The sequence below is a fragment of the Enterococcus sp. LJL90 genome, from assembly GCF_056924355.1.
Genome location: NZ_JBXPBQ010000009.1, coordinates 114,388 through 140,650, shown reverse-complemented (window position 1 = coordinate 140,650; position 26,263 = coordinate 114,388). Strand labels below are relative to the sequence as shown.

The following is a 26,263-nucleotide window of genomic DNA, read 5'->3' as shown; positions in this document are numbered from 1 at the left end:
ACGTCACTGCTATGTAAACATTTATCCCCGTGAATAAATGCGTCTAATCCAAAAATGTAAAAAAATTATTGAAGCGGCTGCTTATTCGGCTGACCGGGCTTACGGGGATATTTCTTCGGGGTGACTTTTTTCTTTTGAATCACCAAAATATGCCGCTCATCTCCCGTTTGTGGTAATGCCAAGTCAATTTCTTCAATGACTTTGCCCCCCAATAAAGCAATCGCCGGCTTCGCCTCCGTCAATTCCTCTTGGCTTTTAGCCGCCTTTAAAGCTAAAAAGTAGCCGTCCTTTTTGACTAACGGCAAACATAATTCCGCCAATACATTTAAACGGGCCACCGCTCTGGCAGTCACAAAATCAAAGCTCTCACGAAACGCCTTATTTTGACCAAAGGTTTCTGCGCGGTCGTGGTACAAAAACACGCCCTCCAGTTGCAAGCTCGTTGCGACTGTTTTTAGAAAATTAATTCGTTTATTAAGAGAATCGACAATCGTAATCTGCAAATCCGGAAAAACAATTTTTAAAGGAATACTAGGAAAGCCCGCACCAGAGCCGACATCACAAAGACTTCCTGTACCAGAAAATTGCGGTGTAAAGGCCGTCATCACCGAATCATAAAAATGCTTGAGATAGACATCATTTTTAGCGGTAATCGTGGTCAGATTTATTTTTTCATTCCATTCTACCAGCAATTGAAAATACTGCTGGAATTGGTCCATCTGCCGCTCGCTCAAGGTAAAGCCTTGCTGGGTCATTTGCTGACGAAATTCTTCAGGTGTCATAGTCGTTCCTTTCTTCTGTGAAACAAAAAAATGTTTCACGGTTCTTTCCTACTTTAACGCATATTGCCGCTGTAAGCAATGTTTTTAAAACTTCTTAAAAATTCTTTTGGCCCGCTGCTTTGCCGGGAAAAAGTTTTGTTTGCATTGAGCTTTTTTCCGCTTGCAGTTAACCCTTGTGGTTCAGCTTTTGCAAATAAAAAACCAGAGGGCCATCTATCCGACAGCCATCTGGTTTTTCCTAGTCACTTGATAAGGCGGTGACTAAACTGCCATTTCTGATTTTGTTTAACTAAGGTGTGCTCTACTTGATTGACGCCGAGAATTTTTAGCTTTTTCGCATCGACAATCAGCAAAGCCGAACTAGCATGGGCCTTGGTCGCACTAATGTCTTCTATTATAACAGAAGTTGTCAAGTGTTGGGTCAAAGGTTCTTTTTCCCAGGTCTTCGTTAAAAACTTTTCCAAATCCCCTTGGCCCTGTGCAGTTCCTTCAGCGCCGGTAATCGCTCCGTTTTCCGTGAACAATTGCAGATAGGCGGCAACATTTTTTTCGCTGGCTAATTGGTCAGCTTGGTTGATTAAATTGGTAATCAATTCAAAGTCAGTCATTCTTGGCCACTCCCCTCAAGGAAATATTGATTTGTGCTTGTAGATGTTGGTCAAAAACATCTCTCGGAATCAACGCCTGTACAGCTTTAGGCGGCTTGGTGGCATAGGCGCTATGAGTCTGATTGGCATACTGATTAACCTCAAAATTGACTAACATGGAGGAGAGCGCATAGACTTCTGATTTATCTAAGTCTGTTGCCCCAGACAACCAACTGATCACATTTCTGACGGCATTAACCAAGGCCTCATCTAAATTGTCATCGGAAAAGCCAAAGACCACCCAATGAGTTGGCGTTTCGACAATTGGAAAATCAATTGTCGTTTTATGCAGGCTTAATTCCAAATCAATCCGTTCAGCAGCGGTTTCGATACCGGTTTGGTCCACCACGCCCCCTGCCTGCCGAGCATTAACATTACTGATCCACAACCGACCGCCGGGTTTTAAAACCGGCAAAAATAATGACGTGCCTACGCCTAAGTCGGGATAAATCAAATTGCCACCAAATTTCCCTGCAAAATTGCCGCTAGTTTCCTCATCACCGGCCGGTTCAAGTGCTACATAGCCTAAAAAAGTTTTTAGCGGAAAACTTACCCCTTTGACAAAATGAGTATGGGTTCTAGCCTCGTTAAATTTAAAATAGTGCAGATAAGGTTCAGTAAAATCCGCTGGCAATGCCCCAACGCCTAAGGGAAAAGAATTCCAACCCCAGCTAATCGGCCGCAGCTTTTTTATTTTAATTTCAAGGGTATCACCGACCTGTGCATCCGTCACACTGACTGGCCCTACCATTGAAAAAGGGCCCTTCGGAAATTGATGTCGCAAAGGCTCCCGCTCGGCAAAATTCATTCCGTAAGTCGCCCCGTTGCCCCAATGAGTCCAAGTATTGACATAACTGACAGTCGTCCCGCTGGCAACCTCAGCAATGGTTGCCGCCGTCGGATCTAAATAGCCGACCCGTACGGTTTCCGGTGTTGAAGGAATTTCTAACATTTGAACCACTTCTCTCTGCTAGTTTTTAAAGAGCTGCTTTTTCTAAATTATAGCACTTGCCTGTGAAAAAACTGTGACTGAAGCCCTGTTTCCTGTTCAAAACTATTTTGGCAATTGCAAACTACTACTCATCAGTAAATCCAGAAGATTTTTTAATGCAAAATTTCCGCAAAAAAACTTTGATACACTCAGCTTTTCACTTCTTAGAATTCTATAACCCCTTAAGGAAAAAATCGCCTTCAAAAAAAAACGGGACCGCTGCTTAAATTACGCACCTGATTTTATTTCAGCAACACTGATTGAAAACAAAAAGGACCCAGGAAGCCTTCTGTAAAAAAGGGGGCGGCTTCCTGAGCCAAAGTATAATGGAAAGTGGCGGGTAGAAGCGCCACTTCGATTAATGTGATTGTATTATTATTATTGATATTTGCGGTTGTAATCCCACAACAGTCCTAATAAGCCGATGAGTCCCAGCATCATTACACCGAGGCCGGGATAGCCTACGTGTTTTTGACCCATAATCATCATCGCTAAAAAGACAAAGAATAAAATGACTTTAATGATTGTTTTCATCTTTGCTTGCCTCCCATCGAATCTCGCCGGCCGTTAATTCTACAACTTTCACTTGATTATCGACATAGATGACTGAGCGTTGCGGCAGGTCGGTATTGTTGACGATAGCATATTCCTGCACCTCTGGATAATAATGAATTTCCATCGCCGGATTCTCCGCGTACCATTGATACAATTCAGCAGACTTGCCAGCCGCTTTAAACAATAATTTTAACAACAGCTGAGCATTTTCCGTTGTGTAAGGCAGACTGGAAAGATAAATGCCTTTACCCTTGCCAAAATCATGAACTGAAATTTTGATATCATCTTGATCCTCCAGCAAAATTTCCGTGTCAGCTGCCAGCGAATAGATGTGACATACTGGCTCGCCATCGGTAAATTGCGAGACATCAATTTGACTATCGACACTAGTGGCTTTGAAATATTTATCCGTGGACAAACTAAAGCCAAGCTCCTGATCGACACCTAAGACGTGGGCCATTTGGAAGAAACGGCCATTTTTTAAAGCGGCACTCGGTTGACCGACGCCGACAAAACCGCCGCCGTCTGCCACCCATTTAGTTAGCTGTGCGACTAATTCTGCATCCAGCCACTTGTCACCGCCGGAATAAGCGGTGCCGGCCATGCCGGCATTGATAACTACATCGACATCCTTCAAGGCGCCATTTTTTACATCTTCGAAATCCATAAAGACTACGTTGACTTTTTGACCACTTAAAGATTCTAAAATACCCGTGTAGCTATAAATTTGTTTGTACCATAAAGCATGGGCGACCATATGAGTTTGCCACGAGCGAAGCTTGCCCCAAGCATTCAAGACGCCGACCGTCACACCCGTATAAGCTTTTTTACCAGCAATCTTATCGTAAATATTGCGGAATTCTTCGGTCACCTCTCCCACATAATCGACAAATTTAGGGAATTGATTGGCTAAGCTAAGATAGCCGCCATAACCGATACGATCCACCGGCTTGCGTAGAATTGCCCGTCGTGCCGTCAGCCAATTTTCCTTGGCTTCAATCGTCGGATCATTGCCCTCGTAAAAAGTATCTGGGAAAAAGTATGGCAAAAAGCGGCCTTCTGTATATTTTACATGGGGAATTTCTGAAATCATCCGCAGGGTCGTGCCGTTGCCGACTGAACCCACAACGGCATCCAAACCGATGTCGCCAAAATATTTGCCATAAGGCTCTGTACCAATCCAGTTGTCCCCTAAAAACATCATCGCTTCCCGATTGGCATCGTGGGTGATTTCAATTAATTTGCGGGCTTCATCCGCCACAAATTTTTGAATGAAATCAATGTAATCCAGATAGGCTGGACTCGGCACTCTAAAGGTTGAATTGTAATAGCCCTCGTCGACAAAATCTTCTGGACGCAACGCATAGCCTTTAGCTTTTTCAAAATCCTCTAAAGCTTTGACAGAAACCGTCGCCCCATAGCCAAACCAGTCAACAAATTTTTCCTTTTTAAGATTATTAAATACCAAAGAAAAATGATAGAAGAAGGTCGTGAAGCGCACCACGTTGACATCAGGATTTTCCGCCAGCCATTTTTCTAAATAGCTGGACATAAATTGATTGGATTGCGGTTGTCGCACATCAAAGGGAATTTCATGGGGCTTGTCTCCCCAATCGTTGGTGATGTGATTGTACATTTGCGTCGGATCCCAAATCATACTAGCCAAATAGGCCACTGTATATTCATGATAAGGAATGGTATTTTGAATTGTCACTTCTGTGAAATCAGCCGACACCTGCCACTGCTCAACAGCAACTACCTCACCAGCGGTTCGGTCAATCACTTCCCAATATTTTTTGACATCGACTGCCGGATTTGGTGTAACTTGTTCAGTCAAGTAACCTTTAGTAATGTCAATCACTAATTTAGTCTCAGTCGCCAGCGTCCGTTCGCTCATCAGATACATCTGTTGAGCTTCTTCTGGAAATTTTTCAATAAACTCATTATGACTGCGGGCGACAAAATAAGTCGTATAAATTTTGGCCCCAATCGTTTTTAATTGTTCATCTAATTTTGTGCCATCGCTATCCCGAATGGCATCTGCACCCCACAGCTCCATTAAGCGCTTTGTTTCTTCAAAGAAATTGGCTTCACTGGGAATCGTTACGCGTCCTTTACTCATGGCGTTTGCTCCTCCTACTTGGTTTTAAGAAAATGATTGGTCAGCTGCCTCAAATTTTTTTTAATTCGCAAATTAGCTGAGCCTCTAGCGACAATCCAGTTGAATTTCGTCCTAAATTCCCGCTGTTAAACAATGCTGATTGCAAATAATTTAGAAAGTTCAAGACAAGGCGCACCTCTTAATTGCTGAAGCCAATCAAATTTTCAGGTTAATCTTATTCTTTGTTCCCGCCGACGGTCATGCCTTGGGTTAATTGACGTTGAACCATCATGTAAAGGATTAAGGTTGGCAGCATCACAATTACCAATCCAGCGTACATTTGGCCGTAATTAGCAGCTGCCCGCTGACCAGTCATCAAGGTCATCAAGCCAACTGGCAAAGTTTTCTTGTCATCTTGAGTGATCAAGGTTAAGGCGATGACATATTCATTCCAGAAGCTTAAAAAGTTAAACAGGATAACTGTGATAATACTTGGTTTTGCTAAAGGCACCATGACTTTAATAAAGGTGGAAAAATAACCCGCCCCATCAATATAAGCCGCTTCTTCATAGGCTGAAGACAAGGTGCGGAAGTAATTGGACAATAAATAAATGGTAAATGGCAGCGCCGTTGCTGCATAAATCAAGGCTAAGACAAACAGATTATTTAAAAAGAAGCCATTGCCCGTCAGATTTCTCAGGAAATTATCCCCGTCTAATAACATCAAAAAGATTGGAACCACAATGTAGTTGACGTTGATAAACAGACCCATCATAAATAAATTATTTAAAAATCCTTGGCCTCTAAATTTAAAACGGGCCAAGACATAGGCCGCTGGTAATGCGACCACGACTAAAATCGCCAAAGCTAAGAAAGTCACCAAGAAGGAATTAATTAAATAGGCTCCCATATTGGCTTTTTCAAAGGCATCGACAAAGTTTTGGAAATAAAAGCCTTTTGGCATCGCCCAAGGGTTGCCATAAAACTCTGCATTTTCTTTAATTGACGCTAAAAATACCCAAGCAATCGGAATCAGAATTGAGACTGCTAATGTAATTAATGCCACGTAGACAAAAATTTTATATAATTTATTTCCCTTACTCATAAGCCAGTCTCCTTTCTACAATTCGTAAATTGGTCGTTTAGTAATCCGTTTCAAGACAGCAGATAAAGTGAAGGAGAAGGTAAAGACAATTACCCCGATAGCCATCCCGTATCCGTATGATGAATTGGTGTATGCTTGTTTATACATATAGCTTAAGAATACTTCCGTTGATCCATCCGGTCCGCCGCTAGTCATCGCTTTGACTAACTGGAAGGACAAATTGATGGTTGAAATCACAAAGAAGGTTAACGTCGTCGAAATCGTGTTCCAAGTCAAAGGCAGCGTGATGGAAAAGAATTGACGAATCGCCCCAGCCCCCTCTAAAGACGCTGACTCATAAACACTTTCAGAAATCGCCGACATGGAGGCCATGTACATGACCATGTAATAACCGATTGCTTGCCAAATCAAAGCGCCAGCAACGGAATAAATGACAATATTTTGGTCTCCGAGCCACAGAGTTTTCAAATTGAACAATGAATTCAATAGGCCCCGTTCTGGATCGTAAATTGCGGAAAAAATTGCCGCAATGACAATGATTGACAAAATATTCGGAATGTAAAAAACAATTCTAAAGAAATTTTCGCCTTTAAATTTCACACGGGTTAAAATCCCCGCAAAAATGAGTGCTAAGCTCAAGGTAATGACCGTGACAAGCACGATTAAGACCAGCGTATTTTGGAAAGAACGAATAAATTGCATATCCCCAAGCAGCGTCTTAAAGTTGTCTAAGCCGACAAAGGTTTTATCCGGTGAAAAACCGCCCCATTTAAACAAGGACATATAGAAGACATTCAACGTTGGATAAAACATAAAAATTAAGACTAATAAAACTGCCGGGACCAGGCAAACAGCCATAAATATTCTTTTTTCTTTATTTCTTTTCATCTGAATCCCACCTTTTTTCATAAAAAGGGACTGTGACGCCAGTCGCCTTAATAATTGTTTCCCGAAGTCAGTGCTTTGCCCCTCTGCATTGCAGTGGCTACTCGCCGCAAAAGGCCAACAAGCTAAGAATACACTTATGAAAATTCGCGAATCATTAAGGGTTGTTGACTAAAGTCACAGCCACTTTCAAACTTATTCAGCTATTATTCTGCTGCTTCCCGCAATTGATCGGTAACACTAATAACATCATCTTGCCATTCTTTTTCTGTCTTCGTGCCACTTACGATTGAATCATAAGTACCGAATAACGTATCCCGCACGCTGACGCCTTCAACAGTCGCAGTGTTTTCAAAGCCGCCCATTACTGCTTTAGCGCCATTGTCATAAATACTGTAGAACAATTGATTGTCGCCAGTTAATTTATCACTCATGCCTTCGATTGGTTGAACGGCGCCGGATTTAGCAAAGATATCTGCCGCTGCATCTGAATACATCCAAGCGATGAAGTCTTTCCCGCCATCTTTGTTTTCAGCACCAGTTGGCATCCACATTTGTTCAAAGAATGTGTAAGAATATTGGTCGCCGCCAGCTTCTGCTGCTGGTAAAGCAGTCATGCCCCAAGCAAAACCATCTGCTCTTGGTGCATTTTTCATTTCTTCAACTACCCAAGTTCCATTTGGCATAAAGATTGTTTGATTGTCTAAAATCATTTGTTGGTTCTTAGTAAAGTCTTGGTCATTAGCATTTGCTGGTGTTGTTTCAGCTGTGTAAGATGCTAATTTAGTCGCAATGTCGAAGGATTCGGTAGCATCAGCTGAAGCCCAAGTTCCATCAACATAAGACATTGCATCATTATAAAAATCGAGCCCGCCAACTGCTGGTAATAAGCTAAAGAAGAAGGAATCTAGGTAACCAGTGGTTGGATAAGTGAATAAAGCAATATCTTCAGCGGCTGCTTTATCGCCTAATTCCCACATTTCATCCCAAGTAGTTGGCACTTCCCAGCCTTTTTCTTCTAATAAGCCTGAGTTATAGAACAAACCAGTTGGTGAGTAGAACATTGGTGCTAAATAGGTTTTGCCATCGTTATAAGGATTTGTTGCTAACGTGTCGATAAAACCAGGAATTAATTTTTCTTTGACTGTCACGTCTTCTCCCGGCACTGTCATATCAAAAACATCTGTTAAGTCTTCTAAGTTTTTATCTTTAATAAAGGTTTCTGTTAAACCGGCTTCCCGGCCAGTTGCTAACAAAATAACATCTGAATAGTTGCCGGCCTTCATATCAGGGCTGATGACATCTTCTAATTTTTTGTCAGTAGTAAGCTCAATGTCTACATCTGGATTTTCTGCCTCGTAAGCGGATTCAATTTCAGCCCACATGTCAGCCCCATAAGCAGATTCTAAAGCGGCTACCTTCACAACGGTTTTATCACTTGAACTTCCGCCAGAACTGTCAGTACTGCTACCACTGTCACTGCCTCCGCCACATGCTGCCAATAAAACTCCTGTTGCTGATAATGCCAATAAAGATAAGATTTTCTTGTTTTTCATAAAGTTTTACCCCCTTTGATGAATTCAGTATAACATAACGTGTAAGCGTTTTATTTAGTTAAGTTGCACTCTTTTTTAGAAATATTGGTCAATTTCCAAAAGAGTAATATTTCATAATATTCCTAAATAAAATTCGCAATTATTTTTTCTTGTTTCCGATATTTGCCCGGTGCTAGCGAATAGGCCTTTTTGAAGGCTTGATTAAAATAGGATTGCGAACTGAAGCCGACAATTTCGGCAATTTCGGCGACTGAATAATCGGTATTAATCAACAATTCCTTGGCCTTCATCAGGCGAACCTTCAACAGATAATTCATCGGTGTATCATTGTAGGTCTGTTTAAAAATATGAATGATGTAATACTTATCTAAATGTAGACTGTTGCTAATCGATTCCAAACTAATCTGATCTTTAAAATGATGGTCGATATAATCCTTAATAAATGCGCCATCTTTGTTCAGCCGTTTATTGTCAACATTTTCCACAGAAAAATCTTCAAGCTTCATCAAGTCAATCAGAAATAGCTGGCATAAAGGCTGCTTACACAAATCATGACTATTGCCATTTTTAGCTTCTTCTAAAATCAGTGGAATTAAATTCTTAAAGACCTCTTGAGTATGCTTGATGGCATAAAAATTTTTCTGCTGATCTTCATTAGTAAATTGAACCTTATTAATCCCGATAACAAAATATTCCAAAGGCGTGTTCTCACTGGAAACCTCCGTGTGGGAAACATAAGGGTTCACGACAATCAGACTGCCCTTTTCAATCGGCGTGATTTGGCCATCCGCCAAAAAACCGCCCTGCCCGTTCAGCACATAAAGAATTTCCGAAAAATAATGGGTATGCAGCGTACTGTGCCAATCGGTTTTTTCATAGATGGAATGATGGATGTAAATCGGCTCCATCTGCTTTAAAATATCTTCAATTTTTTTCATGCTCCCAACCCCTTCTTGCTAAATCTAAAAAATCACATCCTTAGCACCTGATATGGCTAAAATTTATCCAGGCCACTCAAGCCGGCACCAATCAAGCCAGCATTATTGTCGTAATTAGAAATTTTTATCTGCTCGAGACTGCGGTACTGGGCCGGAATCATTAATTTTTTAATTTCTTCTTTAATAGTAGGCAATAAATCTGGATTTAATTTAATGATGCTGCCGCCAAGTACGATGACCATTGGATCTAAAACAGTAATCATCGCATAAATGCCATAGGCAAAATCGGCAATCCACTCTGTTACAATTGCGGTTTCTGCTGGCTGCTGTGCAAAATAGCCGGCAAAAATTTCCTTGGTGGTAATCCCTGGACGATTTAATTTTTCAGCGGCTCTTTTAGCTAAATTATTGCCGCCAACGGAATCCTCCAGTGTTAAATTTTCACCGTTTTTCGGCCGAGGCAAGAGGCCGATTTCACCGGCAAAGCCCTGCCCGCGAATAAAAGCGCCATTAGTCAATGAGGCGCTAGAAATACCGGTACTCGCCGTAATAAATGTTAACGTATCACCAGCCGATAATTTAGCAGCTTTCCATTCCGCATAGGCAGCTTGATAGACATCATTATCAATTGTCACCCCTAAAATTTCTGGATATTTTTCCTTTAGCCGGGCAACAATTGGAAAATTTTCCCACGGTAAATTATTTTGAAAGACAGCAATCCCCTGCTCCCGATCAACTAAGCCCGGCACGCCAATCCCAAAAGACAGCTGTGAAAGGGGCACATCGATTTTTTCTATCAGTTGGTCAATCGCTTCAGTTAAACTGGCAAACATCGTCTCTTTTGTAGAAATATTGCTGGTAACTTTGTTTTCTACTAAAACGCTTCCATTTTCATCAATTAAACCAACGGCAATTTTCGTACCGCCAATATCTATTCCCAATGCTTTTTTCATTCTGGAACCTCCCATTTCTTGTTAATTGTAGCTTAACAGGCTTAATGGGGATAGTAAAGAACAATCTGGTTGTAACCAGTTAAATTTTTTATAAATATTTGAAATTTTATCTATCAAGGGGATTTTATAATTATTCTTTCATCCTTTTACAATGAAAATAACTCAAGTAAAATTTGTAAAAGTAATTTAGAGACGGGCCGCCCTCCCGCTAGGCGGCCTTTAAAATAATTCATCAAAAACCTTGATCCAGCAAGGTTTCTTTTTAATTTTCCAAAATAATTGGCCTCGCAAATTGTATAACAGCTTTTTCTCCGCAAGGATTGGCCTTCAATGATTAAGAAAACTTTTCCTTTTATAATTTTTACTTAAAAGGATTAAGAGTCGGTAATGACCGCTAGCCGGTCTAAAAAGTTGTGCTAAGCTAAACAAAAATAACAAAAGACGGAGAAAACAAATGCGCAAATTTATTATCTTTGCGGGACTTATGATTGTATTCGCTCTAATCCTTGTCGTTTATGCCTTTAAGATTGAACCTTATCAGCTGACTGTCAAAGAGGTGGGCCTCGATCATTCCCCAACTAACGAAACAGACAGTGTGGAACTTAAAATTGTTCAAGTTTCTGATATTCACTTAGCAGAAAATTTTACCATTCAAAATCTAGCCGCTGTTACTGAAAAAATCAATCAACAACAAGCAGATATTGTTGTTTTTACCGGAGATTTATTTGATAATTATGCCCGTTATGGTGTTGGTTTGGAAACGGAAGTCAAGCAACAGCTGGCCCAAATCCAAGCGACTATCGGCAAGTACGCCGTCAAAGGCAATCATGATTACGGCGGCGGTGCTGCGCGGGTTATCGATGAGCTTTTACAGGAGGCGAATTTTAATCTGCTGGAAAATAGTGGCGAGACCTTGACCTTAGCCAATGGCCGACAACTTTTTGTCGGTGGCTTGGACGATGCTCTCCTAGGTAATTCTGATCCAGAAGAAATGTTTAGTTATCAGAGTCAAGCGAATTTTTCATTGCTTTTAACTCATGAGCCGGATGTTGCAGACGCCTTAGTGACAGCCACCCCCAGTTTAATTTTAGCGGGCCACAGCCACGGCGGACAAATTTGGCTGCCCTTTTATCAAGTAAAAAATCAATTGGCCAAAACTTATTCTAAAGGCAGTTATCAGCTAGCAGACAACACACAACTCTATGTGAATACCGGTATTGGTACTACGATGATTCATGCGCGCTTTTTAAATCCGCCGCAGCTAAGCGTTTTTCGCTTAAGTATTTAAAAAACTATTGTCATTGTGAAGCTTTTAACGCACAATAAAGTAAAAAACGGAGCTGGACCTATGACAACCATTCATCAAACTTTTTACCAAGCCGCCGCTAAAACTCTTAGCAAAAAATTGTTGCACCGAAATTTTCAAGTGGTCATCTGTGAAAATCTCACTGAAGCCAGAGAAAAAGCTTTAGCTCTGATTGATCCCGAAAAAGTTGTAGCCTTCGGAGGCTCCGAAACACTAAAAGATTCCCAATTGATTGAAGCATTGTACGAACGACAGCAGCCGATTATCAATCGGGAGCTAGCCAAAGACTTAGCCGAACGTCATCAATTAATGAAAAAAGCGCTGACAGCGGATTATTTTTTAACCAGCATCAATGGTATCTCTGAAGATGGTGAATTGGTCAATGTGGACAGCGTCGGCAATCGGGTTGCAGCCATCACCTATGGGCCAGATAAAGTTTTGGCCTTTGTTGGCATGAACAAAGTCTATGGTGATTTAGAAACCACGATTCAAATGGTCCGTAAAAAAACTGCGCCCCTCAATGCTACACGTTTGAATTTACAAAAGACGCCTTGCGTTAAAAAAGGCGTCTGCGGCGATTGTTTTCTTGAAGAATGTATTTGCAACACAATCGCTGTCACCCGTCGTTCTTGGCAGGCTGAGAGGCTGATTATCTTTTTGATTTTAGAAGATCACGGCTATTAAAATTTCCATAGAAAATCTGTTTTGTAAATTGACTGACTCACAATAGTTAGATGAAAAACTAACGACTGATGAGCATTTCATTATCATGAAACAGATTTTTTTTGTTGTGAAAAGCTAAAAATCACTGCATTACCTTCAATTAATCTTCACACTTTGCTGTTAATTTAAAATAAACAGCAGGAGGGATTTGATACTTGGGCTTGGGACAGCAAGCAGCTGCGGGGCAATTCGGATGGGATTGCAGCTGGATTAAATTGGAGGATGACAATATGGAACACACTTTACCAAGAAATTATTCAAATCATCAGGAAATTAAACGGACCGGTTGGATGCTCTGTCTATACACACTGATTTTCAGTGGAGTATCGTATCTTGTAACAAATTTTTTAATTCAGCAGGCGGCGGCCGAAAATGGTGGCATGCTTTCTCAAGCCGCTTGGGAAGCAGTTAGTGAAAGCGGCTTGCCTTACTTGCTAGCCTTAGCAGTTGGGCTGCTGATTATTTGGGGCTTTCGCCGGCAGCAATTTTTTCAAGACATCACCAGTGTCCATCAAAAAATCAATGTCAAAGTTTTTCTGATTTTACTCTGTGCATTTGTTGGCATTCAATTTATTTTTCCTTATTTCAGCGCTGCTATGGAAAGTTTATTTAATCTGTTTGGCCTTTCGTTGCAAAGCCAAATGGAGGCTGCTTCTGCCAGCAGCACAACGCTTTCGATGCTGATTTATTCTTCTCTGGCAGCGCCGATTTGTGAAGAATTAGTTTTCCGGGGAGCCGTCCTGCATTCACTGGAAAAATTTGGCCGTCCCTTTGCCATGATTGTTTCGTCGGCTCTTTTTGGTATTTATCACGGAAATTTCACTCAAGGCGTCTTTGCTTTTTGCGCTGGTATGATTCTTAGTTATACGGCGCTGCGTTTTTCTTTGAAATGGGCCATTGTGCTGCACATGTTCAATAATTTTGTTTTAGGCGACCTCTTTAGTTTTGCAACTGCTAACCTGCCGGCCACTACCCAAACGCTCCTTTTAGTCGGCATCCAAGTGATTGGCCTTGTGATTGCCCTTTATTTTCTAATAAAACAGCGCCAGCAAATCGCCGCTTTCTTTAAAAATCAACCGACAGAGTCTGGTGCTGTCAAAAGCGTGCTGACTTCTGCAGGTCTTTTGATTTTCACCGGTGTAAATTTATACATGGCCATCGGTTCGGTACAGCCATTGCTGCAATAAACTTTACTGAATAAAAGTTGAGAATCTGACGAAAGGCTACTTCTAAAAATTCTTTTAAATGGAAAGTTGAAAGTTAAGCTTCTGTAGTTTTAAGGAACACTTCAAAGAAAAATTAATCTCATCGCAAAAAAACCGCCAACTTGTGAGTTTTACAAGTTGGCGTTTTTTGACTGTGGATATTAGACACGTCCTGATATTTCAGAAATGAACAGGCCATTTAAATCCTACAATTTTTTCGTTTTAAATTATGCTAGTTCGATATCGCCAGCATTGCCGTGTTTGGCAAATTGACTATTATACAAGTTAGCATAGAAGCCATCTTTGGCCATCAAGGTTTCATGATTCCCTTGCTCAATGATATCTCCGTGATTCATCACTAGGATGTTATCAGCATTACGAATGGTCGAAAGGCGATGGGCGATAACAAAGGAAGTTTTTTCCTCCATTAATTTATCCATTGCTTTTTGAATCAGTTCTTCCGTCCGGGTATCGACTGAACTGGTCGCTTCATCTAAAATCAGCATCGGTGCTTTTTTAATCAAAGCCCGGGCAATGGTCATCAATTGCTTTTGCCCAACTGACAATTCGATGCTGTCGTCTAGAACGGTGTCATAACCCTTTGGTAACGTGCGAATAAAGTGGTGAATGCCGACTGCTTTAGCGGCATTGATAATTTCTTCATCAGAAACGCCAGTTTGATTAAAGACTAAATTTTCTTTGACAGTGCCGTCGAACAACCAAGTGTCCTGCAGCACCATACAAAATTGATCATGCACTTCTTCGCGTTTCATTTCACTCAAAGGCTGATTGTCGATAGCAATCGTTCCTTTATTGACCTCATAAAATTTCATCAGCAAATTGACAATGGTCGTCTTACCAGCACCGGTCGGCCCAACAATTGCCGTCTTTTTGCCGGCTTTAGCTTCAACGGAAAAATCGTGGATAATCGGTTGTGCCGGGTCGTAACCAAAGTTAACATGCTCAAAGGTAACATCCCCTTTAGTATCGGTTAAACGTTGGCTTAGATGCGACTCATCAGCCATTTCCGTTTCATCTAAAAATTCAAAAACACGGCCTAATGCTGCACTTGCTGATTGCAGCGTGCTGAAAGCCTGTGCCAATTGTGACAAAGGTTGAGTGAATAAACGGACATAAATCATAAAGGCCACGATGACACCAAAGGAAATCGTACCGTTTAAGGCTAAAATCGAACCAATTACACAGACCATCACGTAACCGAAGTTACCGATAAAGCCCATCATCGGCTGCATGATGCCGGATAAAAATTGCGCCCGCCAAACACTGCTGTATAAGTCGTCATTTAATTTAGAAAAATCGCCTTTGACTTCTTTTTCAGCATTATAAGTGCTGATCACACTATGACCGGAATAAATTTCTTCCGCAAAACTGCTGACTTTCCCAAGTTTAGTTTGTTGAGCCGCAAAATGTTTTTGGGATTTTGTCAAGATGACAACCACCATGAAAAAGCCCAAAAAGACAGAGAGAATCGTTGTGACACTCAGCATCCAGTCGTTGTGGAACATCATCACTAGACAGCCAATGACTAAAGTAATTGACGGTGCTAATGTGCCCAAGCTTTGATTGAGGGATTGACCCACGGTATCCAAGTCATTGGTCACGCGACTTAAAGTATCCCCTTGAGGATGGGAATCAAAATATTGCAGTGGCAGGTTATTGATTTTTTCAGAAACCTGACCCCGTAATTTTTTGGAAAAACGTTGGGTGATGGTAGCCATTAAAAATCCTTGGCAATAGCTCATCAAAAAGCCCACACCGTATAAAATAGCTAAGTACAGACAAATTTCCATAATTTTGTCAGTGTCGATGGTCGTGTAAAGACCAGCCGTAATTGTATCGGTAATTTCACTTAATTTATCTGGACCTAAAATCGAAGTAATACTGCCCACCGTCGCAAAAATCACAGCGGCAATTAAGGGAATTGTATAGTTGCCAGCATATTTTTTAATATTGGCGAAATTAAGATGCTCCGCTGAACTATTCTTCATTTTCTAATTCCTCCTTCGATAATTGCGAATAAGCAATTTCTTGATAAATTTGGTTGCCCGCCAGTAATTCCCGATGGGTACCCTTGCCGGCAATCCGACCTTCATTTAATACAATAATTTGATCAGCGTCCATAATCGTACTAATCCGCTGAGCGACAATTAATTTTGTCGTTTCCGGTACTTCTTCTTTTAAAATGCCCCGCAATTTTTTATCTGTTTGATAATCTAAAGCCGAGAAGGAATCATCAAAAATCAAAATTTCTGGTTTACGGGCGATAACTCGCGCAATCGCCAGCCGTTGTTTTTGACCACCGGAAAAATTGGTTCCGCCTTGAGCCACTTCTGCGTCTAATTGACCCGGTTCTGCTTTGACAAAGTCAGCAGCTTGAGCAATCTCCAACGCTTGATAAATTTTTTGATCATCTAGCGGAGAATCGTTGCTCGTTCCTAAATCCATATTCGAGCGAATGTCGCCGCTAAACAACACAGCTTTTTGGGGAATATAGCCGATAATATTATTTAGCTGTTCCTGTTGAAACTCTTTGATGTCCTGACCGTCCACACGAATCGTACCAGAGGTAATATCGTACAAGCGAGGAATCAATTTCAAAATGGTACTCTTTCCGCTACCGGTTGAACCGATAAAGGCAACTGTTTCACCTTTTTTCGCAGAGAAACTAATGTGATGCAAGACATCTTCGCTAGCTTCTGGATAGGCAAAGGAAACTCCTTCAAAACTCACAGTGCCAGTCTCTTGCAAATCCTCTGTCGCTTCAGCAACATATTCAATCGAAGGTTTCAAATCGAGCACTTCATTAATTCTCTTAGCAGACACCAAGGCCCTCGGCAAAATAAAGAAAATCATCGTCATCAGCATAAAGCCCATTACCACCTGCATAGCATAAGAAGTGAAGACAACCATATCACTGAACAAAGTCAGCTTGTCTGCAGCTGCGGCATTCTGAATTAAGGTGGAGCCTAGCCAATAGACCGACAGCGTTAAGCCGCTGGAAACTAAAGTCATCGTCGGACTGATAAAAGACATCATCCGTCCAGTAAATAAATTAACCTGCGTCAACTCATCATTGGCCGTTTCAAATTTTTGATTTTGGTAGGCTTCGGCATTATAAGCACGAATCACACGAATTCCTGTTAAATTTTCCCGCGTCACACTGTTTAAATTATCCGTCAAGCTTTGCACTAAAGTGAACTTAGGGCGCACCCATGTCATAATCACTGTAATCAAGACTAGCAACACACCAACAGCGACAGCCGTTGCTGTGGTCCATTCCCAATTTTTATTGGCGATTTTGGTAATCGCCCAAACAGCTGTGATGGGGCCTTTGATTACTACCTGCAGTCCCATTGCAACTAACATTTGAATTTGCGTCGAGTCATTGGTGGTGCGGGTCACCAGACTAGGTACAGAGAAATGTTGAATTTCTTTAGCTGAATAATCCGTCACCCGGTCAAAAATTTCGCCCCGCAGCCGCCGTGTTAAACCGGCAGCAATTTTAGCGGCAAAATAACCGACCACAACCGATGCCGCAAAACTGGTTAGGGACATCAAAATCATTTTAGCGCCGGGAATCAAAATATCACTGGTTTTAGTGCCGTCTTCTTGTAATAACCGCGTTATTTCCGACATGTAATCGGGAATCTTTAACTCCAAACTAACCTGTAATAATATAAATAGCAGACTGACGAGGACCAGCCATTTTTCGGTCTGGCTCATCTTTTTAAAAATTTTAAACATAAGTTCCTCCTGTAACAAGTTAGTCAACTAACTATAATTGCTTTTTCTAATTTAATCGGCTGCAAAATTGGCTTTGATTTTTCCGGCAATTTTTTTAAATGTGGCAATTTCTTCAGCAGACAAATTTGCTTTGATTTTCTTTTCAACAGAGGCAATAAAACCATCCACCTGTTCCATTTCTTTTTGGGCCTTCTCTGTTAAAATAATCTGCTTCCAACGTTTATCCGTTGTAGAAACGACCCGTTTAACAAAACCTTTTTGCTCGAGTCGATCAATTAGGCGACTGGCGGTAGGTTTGCGAATCGACAATTCCTCCTCCAAATCTTTTTGATAAACCGGACCCGTTTGATTTTTTATAAAACCTAAAGCCCAAGCCTGTGGACCCTTCATATGCTGAACACCCATCTTCGCACTTTCATTTTCAATATAGCGTCCCAGTAAAATCGATAATTCGCGAATTTCATAGCCCAATTCGTTGCGACGTTCCTTTGGCGGATTCATCTGCACACCTCCGTTCATCTCAATATAGTTACCTGACTAACTATATAGCTGCTTTTATTTTAAGTCAAGGAAAAGAGTGTGAAAAAAGACTGTTTTTCTATTTTTTACAGAAAAACAGTCGCGAGAGTTTTCAATTTATTATTTTACGCTTCATTGCAATAACTCAATATTTATTTTCCGTCGAACTATTTAATTTGTTGTCGAAACTGCAAAATTTATTGAGCACGCTTAACTTTTTGGTTGTTAACCTATTGAGAAAAATCCAACAACTCTTAGTGTCGTTTGCTATACTGGATAAAAAAAGGATTTTCAGCCATGACAAAAATTATTATATCCGGTAGCATCACTTTTCAAACAGACTTTCAACATTTAGCCCAGGCACTCCAAGCGCAAGGTTATCAAGTGTTAAATTATCCCCAGGAAACCGATAATATAGTTGCAGAGTACCCACAAATTTTCACACAATTTTTTCGTGATATTGAAGCTGCAGATATTTTCTATTTGTATAATAAAGAAAAAAACGGTATTTCTGGTTACATCGGTGCTGCTGCTTTTGCCGAAGCCACTTATGCTTTAGGCCAAAAATTACTTCATCAAAAACCGCTTCAGATAATTTTAAAGGAACAGCCGAGTCCAGCCGTGCCTTGCTTTGCGGAAATCGAACTATGGCAGCAGCAAAATTGGCTGACAGTTGGCGAAATGGATGGAGAGTTTGGCGAAAAGTAGCGAAGTGTTTTGAAAATTCGGAGGATAGCAGCCCACATCTGAGCTGTGACATTAATCTTTTTACAGATGAAATCTCGAACTATGTCATATTTGCTCCTGCGGTCCAGTAATCCTCGTCGCAAATTAACAATATCAAGTAGTTTTCACTAGATGTCCTTCGTAAAAGTTCGGCTTTGTTCTAACTAATGTCTCAGGCTTTATTTGTATCCTTTTGGAACATCACTTTAGTTTTCACCAATAGTTCCTGAATCAAATCATCGGGGACACTTTCAACAAAGATATAGCCTCGTTCTTCAAAATCTAAAGTTACCAACTGATCCAGCAACACCTTGCCGCTTGTCTCTGTTCCTCTCAACTCAACATAAAGTGGATAATTTCTTTTAGTGTTGCTGATAGGAGCAAAAATAGCCACATTGGAATATTTAACTACACCTTTATAACTTAGACAAATACAAGGGCGATACCCTTGCTGCTCATGTCCTTTTTTAGGATTCAAATTAATTTTAATAATATCCCCTTGTTTAATTACCATTGCTCATTGCCTGTGCTTTCACCAAAATCAATCAATTCCGTCTTAAAGCTTTCGCCATTATAATCTGCAAAAAGCTCCTCAAAGGTCAGCGTTTTTTCTTCTTCAACTGTATGGGTAATGATTAGTTGATTATCTTTAATTTCAATATTTAACTTGTCGCCATTCTCAACATTAAATTTTTGCGAAATATCCTTTGGAATGCGAATTGCCAAACTGTTTCCCCAATTATTTACGGTAATTTTAGTCATCGAATTGGTCTCCTTTTTTCTTTAGTATATCACGAAAGATATCTTCTGGATATCTTTTGCTAAATCCTCTTGAAAGTTAACCCTACAAAATTAATTAACAGGCTAACACTGTTTCTTGATGATTTTCTAACAAAAAAATTACCTTTAGCGCTACTATCTCTTTATAAATAATAATTTTCCCGCTGTTTTCATTTGAGGAGTCTATTTTTTAAGGTATTTTAAAAAGGTCTTAAAAGTGAAGGAAAACCAAGCATCTCCTGAAATCCTGCTATTTTTAGGTTATTCAAAATAGATTTCAAAAATAAAATGCCTCAAAAAAAACACCCTGCCAACCCAAACAGATTAACAGGGTGTTGATTACTGACAAAATTTTTTATAAAAAAATCTTTACCAACTCAACTCGCTTAACTCATCAGGTAAATATTTCCAAGCCAAATTGATTTAACAATTTTTTTGAAAACCCGACTCACAAAAAGAACAAAGCATAAAACCACAATCCAAAAATAAAGATGAAGATGATCAACCAGATGAACTTGCCGATAAAATGATTGGGATTGATGGCGAGGCCAACGCCATATGCTTTAGGTACCCATAGCGGCTGCAGCGGATTTGAGTCATCTTTGAAATAGGTTTTGTAAAGTAAGTAGCTAAAAATTTCCAGCGGCAGACACAGCGTCAAGATAATAACAACCAGCCATTTTTCACTTAAAATTTGCTGATTAATCAAAGTGGTCCCGCTTAAAGCTATTAGTATTACGGCGATGGTTAAAGCAGCAACAACTCTGCCCAACTTTCTGGCTTTTTTCTCGCGAGCAATCATGGCATAGTCCTGTTCAACTTTCTTCATATAATTGGCATCTCCCTTGAGTAAATAGTCGAGGGAAAGTTCCAGCTGATCGCTGATTTGAATAAGTGTGGGAATGTCCGGAAAATTTTTACCATTTTCCCAATTTGAAATGGTCTGACGGGTCACAAATAATCTGTCGGCTAAATCCTGTTGCGTCCAGGCCAATTCTTTTCGACGTTTCTTAATCATCTCGCTAAACATCTGCATACCTCCCTAGCTACTTTTACTCTAACAAAAGTCCTTCTAAATACTAGCAAATCTCTTTTGCTCCCGCAAGCAAGAGTCGCTTGCAATGTTGTTAGAATGGGATTTTCTGCATTTTTCATTTTTGTGAATCCATAAATTTCAGGTCTTTTATTTTTTAAACGGAAAGCTTTCTTGAACCCAAAAAATCTAACACTATTGTCATATTAATGGCATCCCCTTGAACTTGCTTGATATCGGAGTAAGCTGAGACTAGGAGCTGATAATTATGTCAAAAGAAAAAATTGAAAAGACGATGGATTTCTTAAGTAGCACGTATCAGGACCCCCAAGTGGAGGGAAATCCCGAGTTAGAAAAAATGATTTTTGCAGCTGCCCACGATTTAGAAAAACAGGGAGATGCAAATCTTATTGCGGCACAGCTGTGTGATGAAATTGCAATTTATGTTCTTGGACATCAACGGGACTGTCCTCGGTCTTTGATTGATTTATTCAATCATCTGAAACCTGCGGCTGCCAAATACAAAGGCATTGCCGTTTCCTGTATGATGATGCCGATTTGGTTTTAAATTTCTGTGGAAGTTTTGTCCTCTTACCTACAAAAAAACATCGCTTGCTTTCATCTGTGACCTGCAAAAGGTCACTAGATGTTCTTAGCAAACGATGTTTTATTTTGGTTGAAAAGGGGGGTTAATTTTGGCTTACCCCTATCGGAAAATCCAGCTTTTAAAAATTTAAAACTTTTTCTAGTATTCAATTACCTAAATTAACGAGTGGCAACTAGTTTAGAATTAGATGATTCAAATTCCCTTACTTCAAGTTTTTTTGGTATTTGCGAAGTTTTTTCCAGGCCCAGTCATAATGGCTTGAAGCGGCGGAAACACTATAACTACCCAGAGAAGTGGTCCCCGTCCACGGAAAATATTTTTTAGTGAAAAGTTCTTCGTCACTGAAACGGTCAAACTCGGCCATCACAGCCTGGTGACTCTCAGCCAGTAGTTTTTTCGCTTCTTCAAGGGAAGTTTCTTGGTGCTGCTGCCAAAAATGCTGATTCAATTCCGGTGTCATCTTCATCGTATAAGGTTCCGGTAAAAATTTGGTGCTGATGCCCTCATCATAATTTTTATGAACCCAAGTCAAATACATCTGATGCCATTCGTATAAATGAATCAGGACATCCCGCAAATTGCGGTCCCGGTCATCAAAAGGAAAGGTGCCGGCTTGTTCCGCCGGTGAAAAACTTTCAATTAAATTTATCAGACGCTCATAGTATTCCTGTGATTGGGCAATTAGTGTTGCTTTATCCTGTGGTCTAGCCATTTTTCTCATCCTCTCCATTAATCGGCGCAATAACGATGCAGGCTTCGGTCACCCAATTTTCGGGATTGGGATCTTGAGCGGGGGAAACATGATTGATGTTCAGCATCGGGCCAGCTAAACGATAGTGATTGATTTCTAACCACTGACCCAAAGCGGCCATCACGTCGGGCATTTGTTCATAAGGCCCGTTAAAAGTAACCGAGGCCACTGGCAATGCTGGTGTTTCAAAAAATTTTATGGTTTCAGTCTCTTGGTAGTCCCCCAAGACAGCCATCTGAATTTCTAAATCAATATTTTCTTCATGGTATTCTGGATCATGGTAGATGCTAAGGGCCAAAGGTGGTGTCGCAAATTGAACCTTTTGCTCCTCGGCAATGGTAAATAACTCCTGCCACAAGACGCTTTCCCCAGCGGCATCAGTAATTACCTGCCGAGTGCTCATCACAAAATTGGCGGGCAGCGTTTTTTGGACCACATGATAATCCAGCGCTTTTTCTGAGCCTAAAACCTCCTGCAGACTATTCATCAAAGCTTGCTGCTGCTGAATTTTTTTTAGTTCCTCCGCCGCCTCTACTTCCCGAATTGCCAAATGTTTTTTTAATACCTGCGGGTCCTCGTCTGATAAAATCTGCTGAATCACTGCTAAGGACAAGCCCATTGCCTGCAATTTTTTTATACGGTTGATTTTTTGCAGCTGTCCGGCATTGTAAAAACGATAGCCGGTGTACTCATCCGTTTTTTGCGGTTGTAGCAAGCCCAACTTTTCGTAGTGCCGCAGCATTCTAGTGCTAGTACCGGACAATTTTGAAAATTCACCAATCTGAAACATTTCCCCACCCCGTTTAACTTTCTTTTGATTTGTTAAACCTATTGTAAACTTTGACATAGTGACAAGGTCAAGCTAAAAACACAATATTTCAGCGGGAAATAAAACAGCTCTAAATTTGCAGGTTAAGTAATTTTTGCAGATATTATTTTCATCAACGAGGCGGCAATTGCTAAATGCCGCCCGCTAAATAAATTTTCCGTTGGCAGCTGCGATAACTTTTCACCAACAGTCCGCTTAATAATAGTAACAACAGCAGATAGACGATGACTTCAAGGGGTTCCCAATTGATGACACCTTCTAAAATGGCCGCATAAGTAAAGTATTTAAAGGGTAAAGTTTGGAAAACTAAACCCGATAGCATCAAAGATAGCGTATTGATAAAACTAACGGCAGTGCTGATTCTTTCAAAATATTGCGCCCACGTTAAAAGCAGCAAATACATTAAGAGTAGTAATGGGGCATTTAACAGCACCATTTTCAAACCGTTGCCGCTGACAAGAAAACTGCCCAACTCCGGTAGTGAAGCAGGTCGCACCAAAAATAATATGCCGACAAATAATAAGCTGCCAAACACTAAATAAATTAACCCTCGATACAGATAAGTGCCAAATAAGTTGTTTTTTAAACTCAGTAAATTTTTCATTTGATTGCGGCGGATTTCCAGCTCCATCTCTTGAATTCCTTCAAAAATCAGCACCCAGCCGACATACCAGATAAAAAGCTGGCCTACAGCGACTTCTTCTTGGAAGGTCAGGGCCGTGACAATCAGGCCGGCCACAAAAATCCATTCTCCAATCCAATCAAAAAGTGTGTCCAAGCCATAATTTTTCTTCATTAAAATAAAGCGTTTGACTTCAGCAAAGAGCTTACGTCCCAAAAAGTTTCCCTCCCTTGATGGCCAACTTCAGCGCCCCGCGAAAAATAAGTAGCCCTAAAAGCCAATAGGCGACCACTTTTGCCAATAAAATCAACAAAATTCTCGTTGGCACTTGGTTTTGCAAAATACTGCTGATTAAAAGATTCAGCTCTTGAAAAGGGAACAAGTCGGCTATTCCTTTTAAAATCGGTGACAGTTGCCGCTCATTAGTTAAGCCGCTGAAAAACAGCATGTAATAACTTAATAAACTAACGACACTAGAGGTGCGACTGAAAAACAGCGTAAAGCTGCTGAAAAAAATCCCCAGCCCATAGAGTCCAATAATCACCAGGTAATCCAAAAATAAAATCGACAGAATGGACCAGATGCTGATGTCGCCTAAGGAGGCCTTTGTGATAAAGGCTAATAGGACAAATAGTGGAATCGCTTTGAGGGTATCGACAAAAATCTGGACACCGCAGCGCCAAAGAACTAGCCGTTCAATGGAATATTTGCTTTGATAAAGGGAAATAATTGTCCGGTCATTTATTTCATCTTCAATAATGAAGGTCGGTACCGTCGTACTGTGTGTAGCAAAATACCAAGCAAACAGCAGAAAAAACATGGCATTCGGATTGCCGCTGCTAAAATAATTCGTAAAGCCCCAAAATAAAACGACCAATGACAGATTAGCAAAAATTAAATTGACTCGATAATTTTGTAGCTCGCGAAGCTCCCTTAAGGCTTCATACCAGAAAAATTTACCCATAGGTCAGAACCTCGCTAAAAATATCCTCCATCGTCCGCTCTGCTAAACTCATGTTTAAAATGTCAAAGTGGTTTAGCAAGAAGCGCTTATCCTCTTCGCTTAAACAGATGAGCGTCGTAATGCCCCCCTCTGTTTGCTGAACACGAATACTTTTACGATTAGCAATCAACGAGCTTTTTTCTAAATATTCCTGATAGTGAATTTGAAACTCAAATTTCTCCAGCGACTGATTACGAAATAAAATTCCTGGCGCATCGTCAAAGGTAATCCGCCCGTCCTTTAATAAGAGAATCCGTGTGGTAAATTGCCGTAAAAATTCCACATCATGGCTCGTCAATAAAACGACTGCCATATTTTCTTGAATATATTGCTGCAAGACCCGCACTAGTTTTTGCTTGGTGGGAATATCCAAGCCATTGGTCGGCTCGTCTAATGCCAAAATCGGCGCCCTTTGCAGTAAAGCAATGATCAACGACATTTTTTGCCGATTGCCCTGTGAGAGCGCTGAAACTTTTTTATCCATGTGCTGAGAAAAATCCAAATAATCCCCCAAACGCTTGGCCTCGGCCTTGAGTTTTTGCAAAGAAAAACCATTGATGGCTAAAAAATAATCCATATTTTCCCGAGCTGTCAGATAATCATAATAGCCCTGGCCGCTTTCCAAAACAAAGCGGACCTTCTCCTTAACCCGCTTATGCTGAGAACTGTTGCCCAGAATGCGCACGCTCCCCTGATTTGGATACAATAGACCGCTGGCAATTTTTAATAGCGTTGATTTGCCTGAACCATTTTTCCCGATAATCCCGACTGCCTGCTGCTGGTAAATCTGCAGCTGTGGGATTGATAGCACTATTTTTTTATTGAAACTTTTCTGAACATCAATAAAATCAATGACCTTTTTCATTTAGCTTCCCCATACAGTCCTTCATCTTTTTCTTATAAATTTAATTATATCGAATACTTGCACAGTTGGGGCTGTTTTCTTGAAAAAAGCCAAAAATAAATCTTTTTGCTTAAAATAAGTCGTAGTCTAATAATAAAAATGACCAGAATTTTTGCTGATGTAGAGTCATTCTAATGAGCTTTCGGTTTAGTTAAGCGGAAATTTTTTTGGGGTAAATAATTCTGAGCCATCATCTTAAAAAATTTTTTCACGATAAACTTCTTGAGCTATTTTTTATATTTGATACGCCCGGCAACCTTTTATTCTTTTAATTAGGCAGGTCCTAATTAGACCTTTATAACAAAATTAATTGAAACTAACAATGTTTATTTGAGTAGAACCTTTTGATTTTGCTTCAAAAAAGAACTGCTACTCTCTACTGGCGGTGGTTTTAGTTGCGAAGTGACAAATTTATTTGCTGGAGAAATACGTCTCCTTTTAGACTGCTATCACGTTTTATAACTAGCAGAGTCCCCTCTCTGGGATTATCCAAAATAGCTCATTTTATCAAGCGTGTTTAGCAAAACACACAACTGTCTCTAATTAGTGCCAGAAAAAGAACCCACAAATTGCCGAGAAAATTTTTTAAGCTGTTTGTTCTGTGAAACGCTACTCCAAATACCCTTTGAAGAAACCTTATAGGCTTACTTTTGACTTTCTACAGCCGAAGGGTGCCCAAAGGCAAACTGTCATACTCACTTTTTCTTCACAATATAAAAACTACTTATTTCTCTTTACGCAGCTTTTAAAAATTTGCAGCAGCTAATCAAGTATTAAAAATAGTTTTGAGCCGAACTATTTGGTATTTTTCTTTTTGCTTATTGCTAAGTTTTTTTGTTATTTTAAAAATAATTCTTTTCAATTTTACGCCTTCATAACCACTGGAGATATGATGAGCTGTTGCAATTAAAATAACAGATACCCAAGACAAGAAACCCTAGGTAGAAATATAACACTCCCCTCCCTTACTTTTGGTT

26 protein-coding genes are annotated in these 26,263 nt (G+C 40.4%); 5 read left to right on the top strand and 21 right to left on the bottom strand.

Going from position 1 to position 26,263, the window contains the following annotated elements; all coding sequences use genetic code 11:
• Window positions 1-65: 65 nt before the first annotated feature.
• The 10 genes from rsmG to AC1Z3S_RS16855 form a co-directional block, all read right to left on the bottom strand.
• Window positions 66-782: a 16S rRNA (guanine(527)-N(7))-methyltransferase RsmG gene (gene rsmG, locus AC1Z3S_RS16900; protein WP_461741339.1), complete on the bottom strand. Its 717-nt coding sequence runs from the start codon at window positions 780-782 to the stop codon at window positions 66-68.
• Between the two features lie 242 nt (window positions 783-1,024).
• Window positions 1,025-1,390 (bottom strand): nuclear transport factor 2 family protein, encoded by a 366-nt coding sequence (locus AC1Z3S_RS16895; RefSeq protein WP_461741321.1) that lies wholly within the window; start codon window positions 1,388-1,390, stop codon window positions 1,025-1,027.
• On the bottom strand, window positions 1,383-2,381 hold the full coding sequence (locus AC1Z3S_RS16890) for an acetamidase/formamidase family protein (protein ID WP_461741320.1): 999 nt from the start codon (window positions 2,379-2,381) through the stop codon (window positions 1,383-1,385). The genes AC1Z3S_RS16895 and AC1Z3S_RS16890 overlap by 8 nt, the downstream gene beginning before the upstream one ends.
• 417 nt (window positions 2,382-2,798) lie before the next feature.
• Window positions 2,799-2,954, bottom strand: coding sequence for a DUF6903 family protein (locus AC1Z3S_RS16885; protein WP_265459537.1), 156 nt, complete (start codon window positions 2,952-2,954; stop codon window positions 2,799-2,801).
• Window positions 2,938-5,097, bottom strand: coding sequence for a 1,3-beta-galactosyl-N-acetylhexosamine phosphorylase (gnpA, locus tag AC1Z3S_RS16880; protein WP_461741319.1), 2,160 nt, complete (start codon window positions 5,095-5,097; stop codon window positions 2,938-2,940). Before gnpA ends, AC1Z3S_RS16885 begins: the two co-directional genes overlap by 17 nt.
• A 214-nt stretch (window positions 5,098-5,311) precedes the next feature.
• Window positions 5,312-6,181, bottom strand: a complete 870-nt coding sequence (locus AC1Z3S_RS16875) for a carbohydrate ABC transporter permease (RefSeq protein ID WP_461736142.1) — start codon at window positions 6,179-6,181, stop codon at window positions 5,312-5,314.
• Between the two features lie 15 nt (window positions 6,182-6,196).
• Entirely contained in the window at window positions 6,197-7,069 is an 873-nt protein-coding gene (locus tag AC1Z3S_RS16870; RefSeq protein WP_461736141.1) for a carbohydrate ABC transporter permease, read from the bottom strand.
• A 203-nt stretch (window positions 7,070-7,272) separates the two neighbouring features.
• Window positions 7,273-8,622, bottom strand: a complete 1,350-nt coding sequence (locus AC1Z3S_RS16865) for a carbohydrate ABC transporter substrate-binding protein (protein ID WP_461741318.1) — start codon at window positions 8,620-8,622, stop codon at window positions 7,273-7,275.
• Between the two features lie 122 nt (window positions 8,623-8,744).
• Complete coding sequence (locus tag AC1Z3S_RS16860; protein WP_461736139.1) at window positions 8,745-9,560, bottom strand: AraC family transcriptional regulator; 816 nt, start codon at window positions 9,558-9,560, stop codon at window positions 8,745-8,747.
• A 56-nt stretch (window positions 9,561-9,616) separates the two neighbouring features.
• Entirely contained in the window at window positions 9,617-10,513 is an 897-nt protein-coding gene (locus AC1Z3S_RS16855) for an ROK family protein (protein ID WP_461741317.1), read from the bottom strand.
• Between the two features lie 454 nt (window positions 10,514-10,967).
• Here AC1Z3S_RS16855 and AC1Z3S_RS16850 point away from each other — a divergent pair, with 454 nt between their 5' ends.
• The 3 genes from AC1Z3S_RS16850 to AC1Z3S_RS16840 all read left to right on the top strand — a co-directional run bounded on the left by AC1Z3S_RS16850 (window position 10,968) and on the right by AC1Z3S_RS16840 (window position 13,729).
• Entirely contained in the window at window positions 10,968-11,801 is an 834-nt protein-coding gene (locus AC1Z3S_RS16850) for a metallophosphoesterase (protein ID WP_461741316.1), read from the top strand.
• 60 nt (window positions 11,802-11,861) lie between these two features.
• The gene (locus AC1Z3S_RS16845) at window positions 11,862-12,503 is read left to right on the top strand and encodes a lactate utilization protein (protein WP_461741315.1); all 642 of its coding nucleotides are present in this window, start codon (window positions 11,862-11,864) and stop codon (window positions 12,501-12,503) included.
• 194 nt (window positions 12,504-12,697) lie between these two features.
• Window positions 12,698-13,729: a CPBP family intramembrane glutamic endopeptidase gene (locus tag AC1Z3S_RS16840; protein ID WP_461741314.1), complete on the top strand. Its 1,032-nt coding sequence runs from the start codon at window positions 12,698-12,700 to the stop codon at window positions 13,727-13,729.
• A gap of 245 nt (window positions 13,730-13,974) precedes the next feature.
• On the opposite strand, the gene AC1Z3S_RS16835 is transcribed toward AC1Z3S_RS16840, so the two are convergent.
• The 3 genes from AC1Z3S_RS16835 to AC1Z3S_RS16825 are packed head-to-tail and all read right to left on the bottom strand — an operon-like array spanning window position 13,975 to window position 18,013.
• Window positions 13,975-15,756, bottom strand: a complete 1,782-nt coding sequence (locus AC1Z3S_RS16835) for an ABC transporter ATP-binding protein (RefSeq protein ID WP_461741313.1) — start codon at window positions 15,754-15,756, stop codon at window positions 13,975-13,977.
• Window positions 15,746-17,512 carry an ABC transporter ATP-binding protein gene (locus tag AC1Z3S_RS16830; protein WP_461741312.1) on the bottom strand — a complete coding sequence of 589 codons (1,767 nt, stop codon included), beginning with the start codon at window positions 17,510-17,512 and terminating at the stop codon, window positions 15,746-15,748. Before AC1Z3S_RS16830 ends, AC1Z3S_RS16835 begins: the two co-directional genes overlap by 11 nt.
• 51 nt (window positions 17,513-17,563) lie before the next feature.
• Window positions 17,564-18,013 carry a MarR family winged helix-turn-helix transcriptional regulator gene (locus tag AC1Z3S_RS16825; protein ID WP_461741311.1) on the bottom strand — a complete coding sequence of 150 codons (450 nt, stop codon included), beginning with the start codon at window positions 18,011-18,013 and terminating at the stop codon, window positions 17,564-17,566.
• Window positions 18,014-18,328: 315 nt separating this feature from the next.
• Here AC1Z3S_RS16825 and AC1Z3S_RS16820 point away from each other — a divergent pair, with 315 nt between their 5' ends.
• On the top strand, window positions 18,329-18,739 hold the full coding sequence (locus AC1Z3S_RS16820; RefSeq protein WP_461741310.1) for a hypothetical protein: 411 nt from the start codon (window positions 18,329-18,331) through the stop codon (window positions 18,737-18,739).
• 190 nt (window positions 18,740-18,929) lie between these two features.
• Here the strand turns inward: AC1Z3S_RS16820 and AC1Z3S_RS16815 are convergent, their stop codons facing one another.
• The 3 genes from AC1Z3S_RS16815 to AC1Z3S_RS16805 all read right to left on the bottom strand — a co-directional run bounded on the left by AC1Z3S_RS16815 (window position 18,930) and on the right by AC1Z3S_RS16805 (window position 20,567).
• Window positions 18,930-19,271 (bottom strand): type II toxin-antitoxin system PemK/MazF family toxin, encoded by a 342-nt coding sequence (locus AC1Z3S_RS16815; protein WP_461741309.1) that lies wholly within the window; start codon window positions 19,269-19,271, stop codon window positions 18,930-18,932.
• Complete coding sequence (locus AC1Z3S_RS16810; RefSeq protein ID WP_461741308.1) at window positions 19,265-19,519, bottom strand: AbrB/MazE/SpoVT family DNA-binding domain-containing protein; 255 nt, start codon at window positions 19,517-19,519, stop codon at window positions 19,265-19,267. Before AC1Z3S_RS16810 ends, AC1Z3S_RS16815 begins: the two co-directional genes overlap by 7 nt.
• A gap of 466 nt (window positions 19,520-19,985) precedes the next feature.
• A complete protein-coding gene (locus AC1Z3S_RS16805) occupies window positions 19,986-20,567 on the bottom strand; it encodes a helix-turn-helix domain-containing protein (protein ID WP_461741307.1) in 582 nt (193 codons plus the stop codon).
• 271 nt (window positions 20,568-20,838) lie between these two features.
• On the opposite strand from AC1Z3S_RS16805, the gene AC1Z3S_RS16800 reads away from it, so the two are divergent.
• Window positions 20,839-21,138: a bacteriocin immunity protein gene (locus AC1Z3S_RS16800; protein ID WP_461741306.1), complete on the top strand. Its 300-nt coding sequence runs from the start codon at window positions 20,839-20,841 to the stop codon at window positions 21,136-21,138.
• Between the two features lie 241 nt (window positions 21,139-21,379).
• Here AC1Z3S_RS16800 and AC1Z3S_RS16795 read toward each other — a convergent pair whose 3' ends face one another.
• From AC1Z3S_RS16795 to AC1Z3S_RS16775, 5 genes are all read right to left on the bottom strand, one after another.
• Window positions 21,380-21,889, bottom strand: coding sequence for a ClbS/DfsB family four-helix bundle protein (locus tag AC1Z3S_RS16795; RefSeq protein ID WP_461741305.1), 510 nt, complete (start codon window positions 21,887-21,889; stop codon window positions 21,380-21,382).
• On the bottom strand, window positions 21,882-22,718 hold the full coding sequence (locus AC1Z3S_RS16790) for a MerR family transcriptional regulator (RefSeq protein ID WP_461741304.1): 837 nt from the start codon (window positions 22,716-22,718) through the stop codon (window positions 21,882-21,884). Before AC1Z3S_RS16790 ends, AC1Z3S_RS16795 begins: the two co-directional genes overlap by 8 nt.
• A 169-nt stretch (window positions 22,719-22,887) precedes the next feature.
• Window positions 22,888-23,595, bottom strand: coding sequence for a hypothetical protein (locus AC1Z3S_RS16785; RefSeq protein WP_461741303.1), 708 nt, complete (start codon window positions 23,593-23,595; stop codon window positions 22,888-22,890).
• On the bottom strand, window positions 23,585-24,343 hold the full coding sequence (locus AC1Z3S_RS16780; protein ID WP_461741302.1) for an ABC transporter: 759 nt from the start codon (window positions 24,341-24,343) through the stop codon (window positions 23,585-23,587). Before AC1Z3S_RS16780 ends, AC1Z3S_RS16785 begins: the two co-directional genes overlap by 11 nt.
• On the bottom strand, window positions 24,336-25,247 hold the full coding sequence (locus AC1Z3S_RS16775) for an ABC transporter ATP-binding protein (protein WP_461736123.1): 912 nt from the start codon (window positions 25,245-25,247) through the stop codon (window positions 24,336-24,338). The genes AC1Z3S_RS16780 and AC1Z3S_RS16775 overlap by 8 nt, the downstream gene beginning before the upstream one ends.
• Window positions 25,248-26,263: the final 1,016 nt, after the last annotated feature.